Below are 16,839 nucleotides of genomic sequence, written 5' to 3' on the forward strand. Positions count from 1 at the left end.
GGGCGGTGCATAGCCATGAAGAGACTTCCCCGTGTACTCATCGTCGAGGACGAGCCCGCGATCGCCGAACTGATTGCGGTCAACCTGCGGCACAACGGCTTTCAGCCGATCTGGTCGGAAGACGGCGAATCCGCCCAGCGCGAGCTGGACGCGGTGCTGCCCGACGTGATCCTGCTGGACTGGATGCTTCCCGGCCAAAGCGGTCTCACGCTCGCCCGCAAGTGGCGCGCCGATGCGCGCACCAAGCCCATCCCCATCCTCATGCTGACGGCGCGCGGCGATGAGCCGGACAAGGTCGCTGGCCTGGATGCCGGTGCCGACGACTACATCACCAAGCCGTTTTCCACTCAGGAGCTGCTGGCGCGCATCCGCGCCGTGCTGCGCCGCCGTGCGCCCGAACAGGTCAGCGACAGCGTGACCATCGGCGAGTTGACGCTGGACGCCGCCACCTACCGCGTGACCTTCCAGGGGCAGCAACTCAAGATCGGCCCGACCGAGTTCAAGCTGCTGCACTACCTGATGAAGCACCCCGAGCGCGTTCACAGCCGCGCCCAGTTGCTGGACAAGGTGTGGGGCGACCACGTCTTCATTGAAGAGCGTACCGTCGATGTGCACGTCAAGCGCCTGCGGGAGGCCCTGGGCGTGGCCGGTGCCATGGTGGAAACGGTGCGCGGCGCGGGGTATCGCCTCACGGCACAGCCTCCGGCACTGATGCGGGCTTGACGTTCGCTTTGCGGCGCCGTGCGCGCCGCGCCCTCTGACCCGTACTGCACGACATGGCTTGGCGCTTTTTCTTCTTTTTCTCCTTTCAGTTGGCGGGTCTGGCTGTGGGATGGTGGCAGGGCGGACCGTGGGGGGCGATGCTGGCGGCGGCGTTGGCAGCCTGGGTGTGGTTCATCTGGGATTTGTTGCGCGGCGCGCGCGTTGTGGCGTGGCTGCGGGAAGGTGACCTGGCCCGGGCGCCCAACCTGCGTGGCCTGTGGGGCGAGGCGGCCGATCGCGCGAGGCGGCTGCTGCGCCAAAGCCAGGCGGAAGTGGCCGCGAGCGACGCACGGCTGCAGGAAATTCTGGCGGCGCTCCAGGCCACGCCCAACGGCGTGGTGCTGCTGGACGGTGAGGGGCGCATCGAATGGTGCAATCACATCGCCGCCAGCCAGTTCGGGTTCGACGCGCAGCGCGACGTCATGCAATCCATCGGCAACCTGGTGCGCGATCCGGACTTCAGCGCCTACTATTCCAGCCAGGATTTTTCACACGATGTCGTGCTGCAAGGCCGCGACAGCACGGCCTCCCGGCCGGTGCGCATCTCGGTGCACCTCCACCCCTATGGCGACGGGCGCAAACTGCTGCTGTCGCGCGACGTGACGGCGCTCGAGCAGGCGGAAGCCATGCGCCGGGATTTCGTCGCCAACGTGTCGCATGAGATCCGAACCCCCCTCACCGTCTTGACCGGCTTTGTCGAGACGCTGCAAACGCTGCCGCTCTCCACCGAAGAGCGTTCACGCTACCTGGGCATGATGTCTCAGCAGGCAGCACGCATGCAAAGCGTGGTGCAGGACCTGCTGACCCTGTCGCGGCTCGAAGGAAGTCCGTTACCCGGCATCACCGAATGGACACCGGTGGAGGTGCTGCTGCGTCGCTGTGAGGACGAGGCCCGCGGCCTGTCCGCCTTGCTCACCCAGAACCAGCCCCGGCCGCACACGATCCAGTTCCCGTCGCTGGAAACCATGCGCGCGGCAGGCCAGCTGGGTGGGGTGCCGGCCGAGTTGCAGAGCGCTTTGTCCAACCTCATCGGCAACGCGGTCCGGTACACCCCTGCCGGCGGCTCCATCACCGTCGAATGGCTGACGCTGGAGGATGGCAGCGCACGCTTTACGGTGCGCGACACGGGTCCGGGGATCGAGGCGGTGCATCTGCCCCGTTTGACGGAGCGCTTTTACCGCGTGGACCGCAGCCGCTCGCGCGAGACCGGGGGCACGGGCCTGGGGCTGGCCATCGTCAAGCATGTCCTGCAGCGCCATTCGGCATCGCTCGACATTTCGAGCACGGTGGGGAAGGGCTCGGTTTTTTCCGTCACCTTTCCTGCGGGCCGGGTGCAGAGCCGCCGCCCGGTCACTGTGCTGGAGGCGGGAGCGGTTGCCCAGGCCTGAGCGCCCTGGCCAGCATCGTGACGAACACCATGGCGGTCGTGATGAGGGCCACGGCACTGGCCCCCCAGAATGCCGACGGTGATCGAAGGGCCTCCCATCCCAGGGCACCTTCGTAGGCCAGCAGGTAACCGCCGGTCAGTCCGCCGCCCCATAGCAGCACGCAATAGACGACCAGCGGCGCGAGCGTGATGCGGTAGCAGCGAAGGACGAAAACGCAGACCGTTTGCAGCGCATCGGCGACGTGATAGATCGATACCCAGACCAGCAGCGAGGCTGTGAGCCAGGCGACTTGGGCCGAAGACGTGTAGAACGGTGCGATATGTCCTTTTGCTATGAAAAGAATAGCGACCAAGGCAATACTTATCCCGGCAGAGAGGCGAAAACCCATCCAGGCTGCCGCACGGGCGCGGGATTCGTCGCCCGACCCGCGCCAGAAGCTCACCCGTGCGCTGGTGGCAATGGACAACGACAGCGGCACCATGTACAGCACGGCGGTGAGGTTGGACGCGATCTGGTGCGCTGCTGCCGCGATGTTGCCTTGCCGGGCGATGAAGAGCGCCATCAGCGTGAATGACGTCACCTCCACCAAAATGGCCAGCCCCGCCGGGACGCCCAATTGGGCGAAGCGGCCGATCTGCGCCCAGTCCGGTTTTTCCAGCCGCCGCCACAGGGCGAGCGGCGCGTACAGCGGCTGGGTGTTCAGCAGCCAGGCCGCCACAACGAGCAGCGCGTAGTTGACCACCAGAGTGGCCCAGGCGCAGCCTACTGCGCCCTGCGCTGGAAGCCCGGCACTGCCGAAGGTGAACCAGATCGACAAGGGAATCTTGACCAGCAGCGAGCCCACCTGCAGCCAGGTGACCAGCTGGGGGCGCCCCAGCGCCTGGTTGAGCGTGCTGTAGATCCGGAACAGAAGGGCTGGGGGGAGTGCCAGTGCCAGCACGCCCAGGTAGCTGCCTACCACGGCGCGCAGCGCTTCGGGCACTTGGGTCCACCGCAGGATGGCGCCGGGTGACACCAGCACCACGATGCCCATCGCGCAGGCGATGGCGCACAGGTACAGCGCCTGCCGCACCGTTCGGCCGATGCCTTCCCGTTCTCCCGCTCCGCGCTGCTCGGCCCAGACCGGCAGGAGGGCCTGCAGCGCGCCCATGAGCGCCACATAGATGCTGACGTAGATCGCCGACCCGATCGACAGGGCTGCCAGGGCGGCGGCGGAATGCCGGCCGGCCACGATGGTGTCCGTGACGCCGAACGCCATGACCGCCAGCTGCCCGGCCAGCACCGTGCCGGCATGTCGCGCGATGGTGGCGCGTTCGGACATTACCGCCGCGTTGCCGCGCGCCGCAGCACCAACAGTTGGTCGTTCTTGTCGGTGGGCCGGGGGAGCTGCGTCACTCGCGACCACTCTGGCGGCGAGGCAATATCGCCGCCGGGCGGCTGGGCTTCGCTGTCGGCCACCAGCCACTGGCAATCGGATGCGGCCGGCAGCCGGCGGCCGTCGGTCGGCTGCAGCGAAAGGCCGCCGTGGTTCTGGAGCGCCGCCACCTGGGCGCGGCTCAGGCCATGGGTGATGATGCAGCCCGGCTGCGGGCCCAGCACGGCCATCAGGTTGTTGATCTGCGGACGGTAACTGCGGCCATAGTCGAGTAGCGGCAGCCAGAGCGTCATCAGCAGCAGCCAGCCCAGCGTGGCACCGCTGGCAGGCAGCACCAGGCTCTTCCAGATTACGGCCCGGTCGCGCGAGGCGCGCCACCACACCAGCGCACACCAGGCAGCGGTGGCGATCAGCGCGAGGGTGAAAGCAATCGCCGAAAAGTGCGGCACGAACGCGGGAGCCAAACGGGCCACGTTGGCCGCCGGTTTGGACGGCACGCCCGTCTGCAGCGACAGCCAGATCACCCAGATCGTGATGGCGGAAGCACTGAAGAAAAGCAGGGTGAACCAGTCGATCAGCGAAGCGATGGCGCGGCGCAGTGTGGGCAGCGCGAACGCCGCCAACGCCGCGAGGGCCGGCAGCCCCAGCAGCAAGGCGCGGTCGGCGGGCTGGGTGGTGATGGTGGCGCCCAGCGTGACCATGGTGAACCACAACGGCAGCAGCAGATGGCGGTGCATGGCGCGGCTGGTGATTTGGTGGCGCCAGCGCCACAGGGTCCACAATGCCAACGGCCAGGCCGGCCACGCGAACCAGGTCAGCAGGCGCAGCAGGCTTTGCCAATCCTTCGCGCCCTCTGCGCTGCCCACGATGCGCCAGCGCCAGAGGTTCAGCTTCCAGGCCAGCAAGGCGGCCACCACCGTCAGGCCCAGCAAGGCCAGCGCCCAGGTGCGGCTCGAACGCGGTTCGTGGTCGGCTGTGCGCAGCACCAGCAAGGCGCTGCCCGCGCCGAGCAGGGCGGCCATGGTGGGCGCCCCGCTCAACACCAGTCCGATCAGCCCGAGCGCGGCGGCCGCCGTGGGCAGTGCGGTGCGATAGGGCAGGGCCGATGCCGCAAAGAACAGCAGGGCGGTGCAGGCCAGTTGGGTGAGATAGCTGGTGATCTCGTGCGACAGCTGCGCCAGGCCCAGGCAGGCCAGCAGGGCCAGCAATCCGCCGTCGGCCATGGCGCGGGCGTAGTCGGCGGGCAGGGCCTCGCCGCCGAATGCAAAAGCCACCGGCTGGGCACCCGGACTTTTTGCCAGGTAGTAAACGCCGTACCAGGTGGCCACGAGGGTGGCTGCCAGCAGGGCAATGAAGGGCAGCCGCGCTGCCATTTCCTGTGAAAGCCAGGAGGGCGCGATCTGCAGGGCCAGCGCCCCCAGCCAATACGGCAGCAGGCCTTCCGTTTCGGGGGGCATTCCGGCCAGCGAAGGGGACAGCCACGCCGTTGTGCCGTGCGCCAGCTCGAGCATGTAGCCGAAGGCGGTGACGTCGGCGTTCTTCCAGGGGTCTCGCATGACGAACCCGGGCACCACATACGCCAGGCACAGCAGCAAGAGCGCCCAGCGCGGCAGCGGGCGGACTGCGCCTTGGGTGACGATGGCAGGGGTGGGGTGGATCACTCGGCTCGTTCTGGTGGCGGAAAAGGACGCCCGAGAATACGGGCAAAAAGACAAAGAAAAAGGCAGCGCGGTCGAGCCGGGCTGCCTTTCTTCAAACGGTGTTGTCGGCCTGCGGTAGCAGGCCGGCTGCCTTGCGGCACCGCAGGCCAGGGCCTGCACACATCGTTGTCCGCCGATTACTTCGCTGCGGTCGTCTTGCCGAAGCGGTTGCGGAACTTCTCCACGCGGCCGCCCATGTTGTCCACGGACTTTTGCGTACCGGTGTAGAAGGGATGCGATTCGCTGGAGGTGTCCAGCTTGAACAGAGGCAGTTCGCGTCCGTCATCGGTCTTGCCCATTTCCTTCGTGTTCACGCAGGAGCGGGTCACGAACTTGAAACCGTTGGACAGGTCCACGAACAACACTTCGCGGTAATTGGGGTGAATGCCTTCTTTCATGGCATGGTCCTTTCAGGGGCTGCTGCGGTAGCCACGCCGCACCCATTGCGTCGCACTTTCCGCGGAAATTAGCCTTCGATTATTGCATAGGCCCGCCAAAGTGAGACCATTGCCATTCCAGAACTTCTCCAAAAGCCACGAATTGCGCCTCCTGCATACCTCCGACTGGCATCTGGGCCAACACTTCATGGGCCAGACACGACAAGCCGAGCATCTGGCTTTCATCGACTGGCTGGCGCAGCAGGTTCGCGCACAAGCAGTGGACGCCGTGATCGTGGCAGGCGACGTCTTCGATACCGGCGCCCCTCCAAGCTATGCGCGCGAACTGTACAACCACTGCGTGCTGGCGTTGCGTGACGCCGGGGCGCAATTCGTCGTGCTGGGCGGCAACCATGACTCCGTTTCCGTGCTCGGCGAAAGCCGCAGCTTGCTCGCGCATCTCAATACGCGGGTGGTGCCAGGCATGGCGGAGCGGCCCGAGGACCAGGTGCTGGTGCTCCAAACCCGCGCTGGCGTGCCGGGAGCGGTGCTGTGCGCCGTGCCTTTCTTGCGCCCGCGGGACCTGCTGCTGAGCCAGCCCGGGCAAAGCGCGGCCGAAAAGCAGTTGGCGTTGCAGGCATCCATCCGTGCCCATTACCAGGCCTTGCATGCCCTGGCCGTCGAGCGCAGCGCCGCGCTGGGCGGCTTGCCCATCGTGGCGACGGGGCACCTCACCACCGTTGGCGCCAGCGCCAGCGAATCGGTGCGCGAAATCTATGTGGGCACGCTGGAAGCCTTTCCCACCAACGCATTTCCACCGGCCGACTACATCGCCCTGGGCCACATTCATCAGCCGCAAAAGGTCGGAGGGCTGGAGCATGTGCGCTACAGCGGATCGCCGATACCGCTGAGCTTCGACGAGGCGCGCCAGCGCAAGGAAGTGCTGCTGGTCGATTTCGACCTGGCGGGCCTGAAGTGCGTGACGCCGCTGCCGGTGCCCTGCTTTCAGCCGCTGGCCAGCGTGCGCTGCCGCCTGGCGGAACTGCCGGCGGCATTTGCCGAAGCCGCCAGCCGCGCAAGCGATTCGTTGCCGGTGTGGGTCGAGGTGGAAGTGGCCCATGACGACTACCTTGCCGATCTGCAGGTGCGCGTGGCCCAGATGGCGGAAGGCCTGCCGATCCAGATCCTGCGTGTGCGCAGGGCCCGCAATGTGCTTCCCACCGTGCTGGATGCCGCTGCGGGAGAAACCCTCGATGAACTGGGCCCGGCAGAAGTCTTTGCCCGCCGGCTGGCGGCCCAATCGCTCGAACCGGCACTGCAGGAGCGGCTTTCGGCGCTGTACCGGACCGTCCTGGCCGACCTGCAGGAAAGGCCCGCGCCATGAGGATCCTGAGCCTGCGCCTCAAGAACCTCAATTCGCTCAAAGGCGAATGGCGCATCGACTTCACCGCGGCACCTTTTGCCGGCAACGGCCTGTTCGCCATCACCGGCCCCACCGGGGCGGGCAAGACCACCCTCCTCGATGCGATCTGCCTGGCGCTCTACCACCAGACGCCGCGCATCGCTGGCGTGTCCCAAGGGGGCAACGAGGTCATGACCCGGCACACCGCGGAATGCCTGGCGGAAGTGGAGTTCGAAGTTCGCGGCGCCCGCTACCGGTCGTTTTGGAGCCAGCGCAGGGCACACGGCAAGCCCGACGGGGCCTTGCAGCAGGTGCAGGTGGAATTGGTGGCCCATGTCCGCGGCGAAGGCGGAGGCGAAATCTTAACCACCAGGGTGCAGGACAAGCTGCGCCAGACGGAAGTGCTCACCGGGCTCAATTTCGAGCGTTTCACCCGGTCCATGCTGCTCGCGCAGGGCGGCTTTGCGGCCTTCCTCGAAGCCAGCGCTGGCAAGCGTGCGGAGTTGCTGGAGGAGTTGACGGGGACCGATATCTACGGGCAGATTTCGCAGCGGGTGTTCGAGAATGCACGGGACGCGCGCACGGTGCTGGAGCAACTGCGGGCCCGTGCCGGTGGCGTGGAGTTGCTGGACGAGGCCACGCGCGCCACGCTGGCGGGCGAAGCCGGCCGCCTTGCCTTGCATGCCGAGGCGCTGCAGGCGCAGCGACAGGCCACCGCCCGCGAGCGCCAGTGGCTGGCGGACAAGGACCGCGCCCAGATGCGGCGTGACGAGGCGGTGCGACATCGGGAGCAGGCCCAGGCCGAATGGGATGCCGGTGCCGAGGAAAGCCTGCGCCTTGCCGCCAGCGAGCCCGCTGCGCGGCTGCAGCCGGTCCATGCCGCATGGCAGGCCGCGCGGCACGATGCGGTGGCCGTGGTTCGGCAACGGGATGACGCGCAGGTGCGGCATGGTCAGGCGGTGGATCGCTGCGCCCAAGCGCTTCGCCAGGTGCAGCGCGACAGCCAGCGCCTGGCCCGGTTGCGCGAAGACGAATGGCAGGATGTCGTGCAGGCCCGCGAGACGCTGTCCCAAGAACTCGCGGCGGTGCCCCAGCACGCCCAACTGGGGGAATGGTTGAGCGGATGGCGCGAGCAATTCGGCGCCCGTGCGCACCGGCTGCAGGCACTGGCCGAAGCCCGGGCGCGCCAGGAAAAACAAGGCAGTGAGTCTCAGGCGCTGGAGGCGCAGCGCGCCCACCATGAGCAGGCCTGCCAGCGTGCCGCTGCGGCCTCGAGCCAGGCGCGACAGGCGGCCGTAGCGGCGCGCCAGGCCCATGAGCGCCTGACGATGGGGCGTGAAGAATCCGCATGGCGCGATGCCCCGTTGCAACTGCTGGAGCGCAGCCATGCCTGGGAGCGCCTGGGCCAGAGCTTGAGCGCATGGCAGCAAGCCCGAACGCGCCAGGCGCAATGGATGGCAGCCCAGACGGAGCGGCAGCGGCAGGAGGCGGACGAAGCGCAGGCCGTGCAGTCGCTGCGCGATCGCTATGCCAGCCTGCACCGGCAAGTGCAGGACCAGGAAAAGCTCCTGGCGCAAGAGCAGCGCATTCAGGCCCTGGAGGCGCATCGCAGCCATTTGCAGCCGGGCGAAGCCTGTCCGCTGTGCGGATCGATCACCCATCCCGCCGTCGACGCCTACGAGGCGCTGGACGTTTCCGCGACCCAGTCCGCACTGGAGACGCTGCGCGCGCAGCGCGACGAGGTGACCGAGCAAGGGCAGGCGCGGCGCTCCCGCCTGGCCGCGCTGCAGGCGCAGAGCGATCAGGCGGCGCAGCAGATCGCCGAAGGAGAGCAGGCTTTGGCACAGTGGCTGGCGCAGTGGCAGGCATGTTGCGCGGCCACTGACTGGCCGGTGGATGCCGTGGACGCCCAGGCCATCGCCGATGCCCAGGCCCGGTACGCGGCCGAGCTGGAAGCCGCGCAACAGCGATGGGCGGAGATCGTCCAGGCACGAACGCGGCTCGACGAGACGCTGTCCGCATGGCAACAGGCCGAACAGGCCGAGCGCGCGGCCCTGCAGCAGCGGGCCCTGTCGGACAAGGATCTGCAGGCGGCCCGAGGGCGTGCGGACGAGTTGGCTCGGCACCTCCAACAGCAGCAGAGCCAGCACGCCGAGGCCGAAGCGGCGCTGGCGGGCCAATTGCAAACGTTGGGCTACGCGCTGCCCAGCGATGGGGCGGACTGGCTGCAGCAGCGTGCGGAGGAACATCGCGCGTGGCAGGCGGCGCAAGCGCGCCTTCAGGCATTGGCGGCCAGTGAATCGGCATTGAAACAGGTGGCCGACATGGCGGGGGAGGCCGCCCAGCGTTGGGCGGCCGTGGGAGCGCCTGGCACGCGGGCCGAGGTCGATGCCCTGCTGCGGGAAGATCCCGAATCCGGGCCCGCAGACTTGGCACAGGCGGTCGAACAAGCCGAGGCGCTCTGGCGTGCGGCAGAGAACGAGCTGGCCACGCTGCAAGGCATGCTGGAGTCTTTGCAGCGCCGGCATGCCGAGGTGCAGGTGGCCCAGGTCCAGGCCGAGCAGGATTGGGCGCAGGCGCTGTCGCTCAGCCCCTTCGCCGATGAAACCGCTTTTCACGCGGCGGGCATGGCCGAGCCGGAGCGCGAAGCGCTGCGCGCACGGCTGGGGCAGCGGCAGCAGGCGCTGACCGAGGCGAACGCCTTGCAGGCTGCCGCTGACGCAGCCTTGGCGGAGCTGCAAGCCCTTCCCCTCACCGAGCGGAGTTCAGAGGATCTGACCGCGCTGATGGCGCAGTGGGAGGCTGAGCTCACCTTGGCGCAGCAGCAGCAGGGTGCCATCGCGAGCCGGCTGCAAGACGATGCGCAGCGCCGCGATGGCTTGCAAGCGCTGTTGGCACAGATCCAGGCCCAGGAGACCGACCATGATCTGTGGCAGCACCTCAATGGGCTGATCGGCTCTGCCGATGGCGCCAAATACCGCAAGTTCGCTCAGGGCCTCACGCTGGACCACCTGGTGCATTTGGCGAATCGCCAACTGGGGCGACTGCACGGGCGCTACCGGCTGGGCCGCCGCTCTGCGGGCGAACTGGAGCTGGAGGTGATCGACACCTGGCAGGCCGATGTGGCCCGCGACACCCGCACCCTGTCGGGCGGCGAGAGCTTTCTGGTGAGCCTGGCGTTGGCGCTGGCGCTTTCCGACCTGGTGAGCCACAAGGCCAGCATCGACTCGCTTTTTCTTGACGAGGGATTCGGCACGCTGGATGGAGAAACACTGGAGACTGCCCTGGATGCGCTCGACACCCTCAACGCCAGCGGAAAGACCATCGGCATCATCAGCCACGTGGAGGCCCTCAAGGAACGCATCCCCGTGCAGATTCGCGTGCACAAGGGCGTCGGCCTGGGCTACAGCGCGTTGGAGCGGCGATTCTCCGTGGGCTGAGCCGGCCGCGGTCCGTTGTACGCAGCGCGCGGCCGGATGAGCTGCCCGCTTTCGCGCTGCTCCAGCGCATGGGCCACCCAGCCGATGGACCGCCCGAGGGCGAACAGGCCGAAGGCCGCTCCTTCCGGAAGCGCCAGATGGCGCCGAAGGGCGACCAGCGCCAAATCGATCGAAGGCCGTTGGCCCGTCAAGGCCTGGGCCTCCGCGATCCAGCGCTGCAAGCGTTCGTTGTGCGGCAGCAGTGGGCGCAGCAGGCATTCGGCGCGCACGTCCCCTTGCGGATAAAGGTGGTGGCCGAAGCCTGGCAGGTCCTCTCCCCGCGCCAGGCGCTGCCGCAGGCGTTGCTCCGGCGCGGCGTTGTCCAACTCGTCCCAGAGGGCTTCCACGCGTGCGGTGGTGCCGCCGTGCTTGCTGCCCGTGAGCGCGGCCAGACCACCGATCACCGCGGCCCGCAGGCTCGCGCCAGTGGAGGCCACACAGCGGGCGGTGAAGCTGGACGCGTTGAGTTCGTGGTCGGCGCAAAGCACGAGCGCCTGGCGGATGAGGTCCGCCCCCTTGGGGTCCAGCCCCCATGCCGCGCCGCATTGTTGATGGATCGGGGCCGTTTGGGGTGCCGTGCCCAGCAGGCACGCGGCCAGCAGCCGCACCAGCGCACCGCATCCCTGTGCCAGCCGCTCGGGCGACGTCTGCCACACAGCGGTGTGGACGTCCTCGCTGCCCGCGGCAAAGAGCGGCAGCAGCTTGTCTTCGGGCCGCAGCCCGGCCAGACAGGGCTGCAATGCCGCCATGGCCCGGGGCCAGGCAGGCGTGTCGGAGCCGAAAGCGGATGCGGTGGGCCAGCGCCACAGCCGGGCTGCGAGATCTTCCACGGTGCAGGCGGCTGCCAGCGGGATGGCGTTTTCTCCACGGTAGTAAAGCTGCCCATCCTCGATCAATGTGATGGAGGACTCCAGCACCGGCAAGCCCCAGTCCAGCGCCGCCTTGACCACCTCCTTCGGCTTGCGGCCCCGCGTGCGCTGGCCGGCGAGCCGTTCCACGTCCTGCTGCAGGTATCGGCTCTCGCGGGTGCTGTCTCCCGCGTGGGCTCGCAGCAGGCCCCGGCTCACATAGGCGTAGAGCGTCTGTCGGGAAACACCGAGGCGGGCAGCGGCCTCAGGGGCGGAGAGATAGACAGGCATCGTGACTCCTGGTGTGGAATGGTTTCATGTTGAAAATATAAATCAATATTGACAATTTAATGGGTTGATCTAGTCTGATGCATCGTTTTTGAGGCCTGCCATGTCCACCCATTCCTCCGCTCCTGTGCCCCCTTCTGCGTCACCCACCCATTTCGCGCGCACGCTGTGGAAGGGCCTGGGCGGCACAACGGATCCGATGGATGCGCTGTCTTTCACGGGCGCTGGGCAATTGCCATCGGTCTTTCCCGTGACCGCCCTGGCCAGTGTCTCGATGGCGGTGGCCGGCCTCGCATTGGCGGAGGTCGCGGCACCTTCCCGCGCACTGGTGCCGCAGGTTCGGGTGGATCGGCGGCTGGCGTCCTTCTGGTTCGGTGGATCGTTGCGTCCGATCGGCTGGGCCCTGGCACCGCAGTGGGATGCCATCGCAGGCGACTACCAAGCTGCGGATGGATGGATCCGCTTGCACACCAATGCGCCGCACCACCGTACCGCGGCGCTGGCGGTGCTCGGCGGGGTGACGGACCGGGAGTCGGCGGCCCAGGCGGTCGCTCGCTGGCGTGCGAGCGATCTGGAGTCCGCCATCGTGGAGCAGGGCGGTTGTGCCGCGGCCATGCGAAGCCTGGACGAATGGTCATCCCATCCGCAGGGAGAGGCTGTCCAGGCGGAGCCTTTGCTCCACGTGGCCTTTGGCGCGCAGGGGCCCGAGCGCGCCTGGGTGGGAACGACGCAGCGCCCGCTGCATGGCGTGCGTGTGCTGGACCTCACCCGCATCCTGGCGGGGCCGGTGGCGACGCGTTTCCTCGCCGGCTTTGGTGCCGAGGTCCTGCGCATCGACCCGCCGGGCTGGGAAGAGCCCGGCACCGTGCCCGAGGTGGCTTTGGGCAAGCGCTGCGCGCGCCTGGACCTTCGGCAGGCCGCCGACCGCGCGGTGTTCGCGCATTTGCTGCGCCAGGCCGACGTGTTGGTACACGGGCTGCGGCCACAGGCCCTGGAGCGGCTGGGGCTGGGCGTTTCATGGCGGCGCGCGGTCCATCCCGGATTGATCGATGTCTCGCTCGACGCCTATGGGTGGAGCGGCCCGTGGCGCGGACGCCGGGGTTTCGACAGCCTCATTCAGATGAGCACCGGCATTGCCGAGGAAGGCATGCGCCGGACCGGGCAGCAGGTGCCGGTGCCACTGCCCGTGCAGGCCATCGACCATGCCACCGGCTACCTGATGGCGGCCGCGGCCCTGAAGGCGCTGGCGCACCGCCGGCAGACCGGTCAGGGCTGCGAGGGACGGGCGTCGCTGGCGCGAACCGCCCACTGGCTGGCACAGGCGCCGTCGTCGCTGGACCGGGAGCCGCTGTTGCCCGATGCCTTGCATGACCAGTCTCCGGAGATCGAAGCCACCGCCTGGGGGCCGGCCAGGCGCTTGCTGGCGCCGCTGTCCATCGAAGGCATGGCGATGCACTGGGAATTGGCTGCACCTGCACTGGGATCGTCCGCCGCGGCGTGGTCCGGTACTTGACGGAAAAGGGCGCTGCCTTCAGCAAAAAGCCCCGCAGGCCGGATGGCCTGCGGGGCTTTTGGATGTACACGGGAGCGGCGCAAGCCACCCAATACGGACGGCAAAAAATCAGCCGCCGCGGCGCATCATGTCGAAGAAGTCCACATTGGTCTTCGTCGCCTTCATGTTCTTGATCATGAGCTCCATCGACTCGATCTCGTCCATGTTGTACATGAACTGGCGCAGGATGCGGGTCTTTTGCAGGATCTCGGGCGGCAGCAGCAGCTCTTCGCGGCGGGTGCCGCTCTTGTTGAGCTCGATGGCCGGGAACACGCGCTTTTCGTACAGGCGGCGGTTCAGGTGGATTTCGCTGTTGCCCGTGCCCTTGAATTCTTCGAAGATCACTTCGTCCATGCGGCTGCCGGTGTCGACCAGCGCCGTGGCGATGATGGTCAGCGAACCGCCTTCTTCCACCTTGCGCGCCGCGCCGAAGAAGCGCTTGGGGCGCTGCAGCGCAGCGGCATCCACACCGCCCGACAGCACCTTGCCGGAGGAGGGCACCACGTTGTTGTAGGCACGGGCCAGGCGCGTGATGGAGTCCAGCAGGATCACCACGTCCTTCTTCAATTCGACCAGGCGTTTGGCCCGCTCGATCACCATCTCGGCCACGTGCACATGGCGTGCGGCAGGCTCGTCGAAGGTGGAGGCGATGATTTCGCCCTTCACGGTGCGCTGCATTTCGGTCACTTCTTCAGGGCGCTCGTCAACGAGCAGGACCATGAGGTGAACGTCGGGGTTGTTGGCGGTGATGGCGTGCGCGATGTGCTGCATCATCATCGTCTTGCCGCTCTTGGGCGGTGCGACGATCAGTGCACGCTGGCCGCGGCCGATGGGGGCGATGATGTCGATGATGCGGCCGGTGATGTTCTCTTCGCCCTTCATGTCCCGCTCGAGCTTCATTTGCTCCTTGGGGAACAGCGGCGTCAGGTTTTCGAACATGACCTTGTGCTTGTTCTGCTCCGGCGGGCCGCCGTTGACCGCGTCGAGCTTGGTCAGCGCAAAGTAGCGCTCCCCGTCCTTGGGGGTGCGCACTTCGCCTTCGATCATGTCGCCGGTGTGCAGGTTGAAGCGCCGGACCTGGCTGGGCGAGATGTAGATGTCGTCGGTGCTGGCGGTGTAGCTCGTGTCGGGGCTGCGCAGGAAGCCGAAGCCATCCGGCAGGATTTCCAGCACACCGTCGGCGAAGACCTGCTCACCGGCCTTTGCGCGCTTCTTGATGATCGCGAACATCAGCTCCTGCTTGCGCATGCGCCCGGTGTTCTCGATCTCCAGCTCTTCGGCCTGCTTGAGCACTTCGGACACGTGCAGTGCCTTGAGTTCGTTTAAATGCATGGGGTGACTCCTGAACGGAGCGGATTTGAATCAGGGGGGAGGCCGGGAGCCGGGCTGCCGCTGTTTGCGGACCTCGGATGGCCTGGGGATCTGGAACCGGCCGCCAGTGCATGCGGACGCGATGATCTGCGGCGATTATGACAGGAAAAAAAACCGGTTTGCCAAGGCCCGGGCAGCAAGATCGCTGCCATCGAACAATGCTTGCGGGCGGGGTGGCGTGCTGCGGACCAGGTCGCCGCCCGCGCCAGCCCCGAAAGCCACCAATCAGGCCAGTTGCTGGTCGATGAACGCGGTGAGCTGCGTCTTGCTCATCGCGCCAACCTTGGTGGCGGCCAGCTGGCCGTCCTTGAACAGCATGAGGGTCGGGATGCCGCGGATGCCGAACTTGGCAGGCACTTCGCGGTTCTCGTCCACATTCATCTTGGCGACGGTCAGCTTGTCTTTGTAGGTGTTGGCGACTTCGTCCAGGATGGGCGCGATCATTTTGCAGGGGCCGCACCATTCGGCCCAGTAATCCACCAGCACCGTGGTGCCCGGTTGCAGCACATCGGTTTCAAAACTGGCGTCGGAAAGGTGTTTGATGAGTTCGCTTGCCATGGCACATTCCTTTGTGGAGCAAGTTGAGGTGGGCGGGTCCGGATAAAGTCAGGGGATTGTGACAGAAAGATATTTCCCGCCCCACGGTGTGGCCGCGGCCTCCACCGCTATGACAGTCATAGCGAAAAACGATGCGCCCGGCAGCGTTTGGGGCCCGGTGCTGGACCGGGTGCAGGCCCACATCCGGCGCACTGGCGCGCACCCCGCGGCCACCGTGGTGCTGGTGCCGTATGCCCAGCTCATGGCCGAGGCGCAGCGCGAATGGGCGCGCTGCGTGCCCGACGGCTTCGCGCCGCGTTTCGAGACGACCCGGAACTGGGCCTCCCGCATCGCCCCTTTCGTGCCGGAAGGCGACGATCTCTCGCACGACATGGGGCGCGACACCCTCACGGCGCGCGCGTTGCTCGATCGGGTCGGCCTGACCGAGCAGCGCGACGTGCTGGCCGCGCCGCTGCTGGAGGCGGCGGCCCAATTGGCCAGCGTCGTCTGCGCCGTGCCGCCGTCCGAGCGCGACGCTTGGGCGGTGGGCGCGCGCGAATCGATGCCCCCCGCAGGCGACGGCGCGGCACTGCGCTACGAGGCGGCGGTGGCGCGCATCGCCCTCGAATGGGTGCTGGCCTCCCGCCACGCAACGGACGTGCTGTTCGATCCGGGCACGCAATCGGCCGTGGATGCGCTGGTCGTGTTCGGCGGCTTCCAGGCCGATCCGCTGGCCAAGACGCTCTGCTCCCGGTGGGGCGACCGCGCGCTGTCCCTGCCGCTCGGTGAGCCACCTGAAACGGCGTTGCCCGCGCTCGGCGAGGTGTTCCTGCACGAGGCCACCGATGCCGAGGATGAAGCCCAACGCGCGGCGGCGTGCGTGCTGCACCGCCTGGCGCAGGGCCACGCGCCGCTGGCCCTGGCCGCGATCGACCGGGCCTTGACGCGCCGCATCAGCGCGCTGCTGCAGGGCCGCGGGGTGGCCGTGCACGACGAAAACGGCTGGACCTTGTCCACCACGCGCGCGGCGTCCCATGCCATGGTGGCGCTGCGGGCCTGTGCCTGGAACGCCTCCGCCGACGCGGTGCTGGACTGGCTCAAGCACGTGCCGGCCGCCAGTCCCCAGGCGGTGGGCGCGGCCGAGAAATGGCTGCGCAGGGCCGGCACCGGCCACTGGACGGCCATCGAGGAACGCAGCGATGCCATGCCGCCTGCAGCGGCTGCAGTGCAAGCGCTCATCGCTCAGGTACAGGCCTGGCGCACGCCGTGGCAGGCCGCGAGGCCGTTGGCGGCATGGCTGGCCGCATTGCGCGAACTGTTGCAGGCAACGGGGCAATGGGAGGCGCTGCAGGCCGACGCGGCGGGGGAGCGCGTGCTGGCGGAGCTGCGGCTTCAGGACGGGTTGCCTTCCGATCTGGAGGGGCTGGCAAGCGCCGGGCGGCCCATGGCGCTGGCCGAGTTCACGCGCTGGGTGGACGAGGTGCTCGAAGCCGCACGCTACCGGCCCGGCCACGACGGCAGCGCCTCGGTGTTCGTCGTGCCGCTGCCGCAGATCCTGGCGCGCCCGTTCGCCACGCTGGTGGTGCCCGGCTGCGACGAAAAGCGCCTGCCGCCCGCTCCGGAGCCCCCCGGCGCCTGGACCCGGGCGCAGCGCGAGGGCCTGGGCCTGCCCACCCGCGAGGCGCTGGAGGCCGCCCAGCGCGCGGCCTGGCGCAATGCCTTGTGCACCGCCCACGTGGATGTGCTGTGGCGCAGTGGCG

The 16,839-nt window shown here is 67.8% G+C and carries 11 protein-coding genes and 1 pseudogene; 6 read left to right on the plus strand and 6 right to left on the minus strand.

The window, feature by feature from the left end; genetic code table 11:
* Positions 1–15: 15 nt before the first annotated feature.
* Positions 16–723, plus strand: a complete 708-nt coding sequence (phoB, locus tag AC27IO_RS00840; RefSeq protein WP_272568962.1) for a phosphate regulon transcriptional regulator PhoB — start codon at positions 16–18, stop codon at positions 721–723.
* Between the two features lie 53 nt (positions 724–776).
* The gene (gene phoR, locus AC27IO_RS00845; RefSeq protein WP_284403800.1) at positions 777–2,150 is read left to right on the plus strand and encodes a phosphate regulon sensor histidine kinase PhoR; all 1,374 of its coding nucleotides are present in this window, start codon (positions 777–779) and stop codon (positions 2,148–2,150) included.
* Here the strand turns inward: phoR and AC27IO_RS00850 are convergent.
* The 3 genes from AC27IO_RS00850 to AC27IO_RS00860 all read right to left on the minus strand — a co-directional run bounded on the left by AC27IO_RS00850 (position 2,113) and on the right by AC27IO_RS00860 (position 5,623).
* A complete protein-coding gene (locus tag AC27IO_RS00850) occupies positions 2,113–3,471 on the minus strand; it encodes an MATE family efflux transporter (RefSeq protein ID WP_498736742.1) in 1,359 nt (452 codons plus the stop codon). The genes phoR and AC27IO_RS00850 overlap by 38 nt on opposite strands.
* Positions 3,471–5,186, minus strand: a complete 1,716-nt coding sequence (locus AC27IO_RS00855) for a hypothetical protein (RefSeq protein ID WP_498736743.1) — start codon at positions 5,184–5,186, stop codon at positions 3,471–3,473. Before AC27IO_RS00855 ends, AC27IO_RS00850 begins: the two co-directional genes overlap by 1 nt.
* A 176-nt stretch (positions 5,187–5,362) precedes the next feature.
* Positions 5,363–5,623: a type B 50S ribosomal protein L31 gene (locus tag AC27IO_RS00860; RefSeq protein WP_272568968.1), complete on the minus strand. Its 261-nt coding sequence runs from the start codon at positions 5,621–5,623 to the stop codon at positions 5,363–5,365.
* 142 nt (positions 5,624–5,765) lie between these two features.
* On the opposite strand from AC27IO_RS00860, the gene sbcD reads away from it, so the two are divergent.
* Both sbcD and AC27IO_RS00870 read left to right on the plus strand, forming a co-directional pair.
* Positions 5,766–6,986, plus strand: coding sequence for an exonuclease subunit SbcD (gene sbcD / locus AC27IO_RS00865; protein ID WP_498736745.1), 1,221 nt, complete (start codon positions 5,766–5,768; stop codon positions 6,984–6,986).
* On the plus strand, positions 6,983–10,444 hold the full coding sequence (locus tag AC27IO_RS00870; RefSeq protein ID WP_498736747.1) for an AAA family ATPase: 3,462 nt from the start codon (positions 6,983–6,985) through the stop codon (positions 10,442–10,444). Before sbcD ends, AC27IO_RS00870 begins: the two co-directional genes overlap by 4 nt.
* Here AC27IO_RS00870 and AC27IO_RS00875 read toward each other — a convergent pair.
* Positions 10,408–11,622 carry a citrate synthase family protein gene (locus AC27IO_RS00875; protein WP_498736749.1) on the minus strand — a complete coding sequence of 405 codons (1,215 nt, stop codon included), beginning with the start codon at positions 11,620–11,622 and terminating at the stop codon, positions 10,408–10,410. The genes AC27IO_RS00870 and AC27IO_RS00875 overlap by 37 nt on opposite strands.
* A 100-nt stretch (positions 11,623–11,722) precedes the next feature.
* Here AC27IO_RS00875 and AC27IO_RS00880 point away from each other — a divergent pair, with 100 nt between their 5' ends.
* Positions 11,723–13,132 carry a CoA transferase gene (locus AC27IO_RS00880; RefSeq protein WP_498736751.1) on the plus strand — a complete coding sequence of 470 codons (1,410 nt, stop codon included), beginning with the start codon at positions 11,723–11,725 and terminating at the stop codon, positions 13,130–13,132.
* Between the two features lie 108 nt (positions 13,133–13,240).
* Here the strand turns inward: AC27IO_RS00880 and rho are convergent, their stop codons facing one another.
* Together rho and trxA are read right to left on the minus strand one after the other, a co-directional pair.
* Positions 13,241–14,503, minus strand: coding sequence for a transcription termination factor Rho (gene rho, locus AC27IO_RS00885; RefSeq protein ID WP_272547856.1), 1,263 nt, complete (start codon positions 14,501–14,503; stop codon positions 13,241–13,243).
* Positions 14,504–14,767: 264 nt separating this feature from the next.
* Positions 14,768–15,100: a thioredoxin TrxA gene (gene trxA, locus AC27IO_RS00890; RefSeq protein ID WP_272568977.1), complete on the minus strand. Its 333-nt coding sequence runs from the start codon at positions 15,098–15,100 to the stop codon at positions 14,768–14,770.
* Positions 15,101–15,209: 109 nt separating this feature from the next.
* On the opposite strand from trxA, the pseudogene AC27IO_RS00895 reads away from it, so the two are divergent.
* Positions 15,210–16,839: pseudogene (locus AC27IO_RS00895) on the plus strand (PD-(D/E)XK nuclease family protein); the annotation flags it as partial.

Source organism: Acidovorax sp. KNOB132 (genome assembly GCF_057541515.1).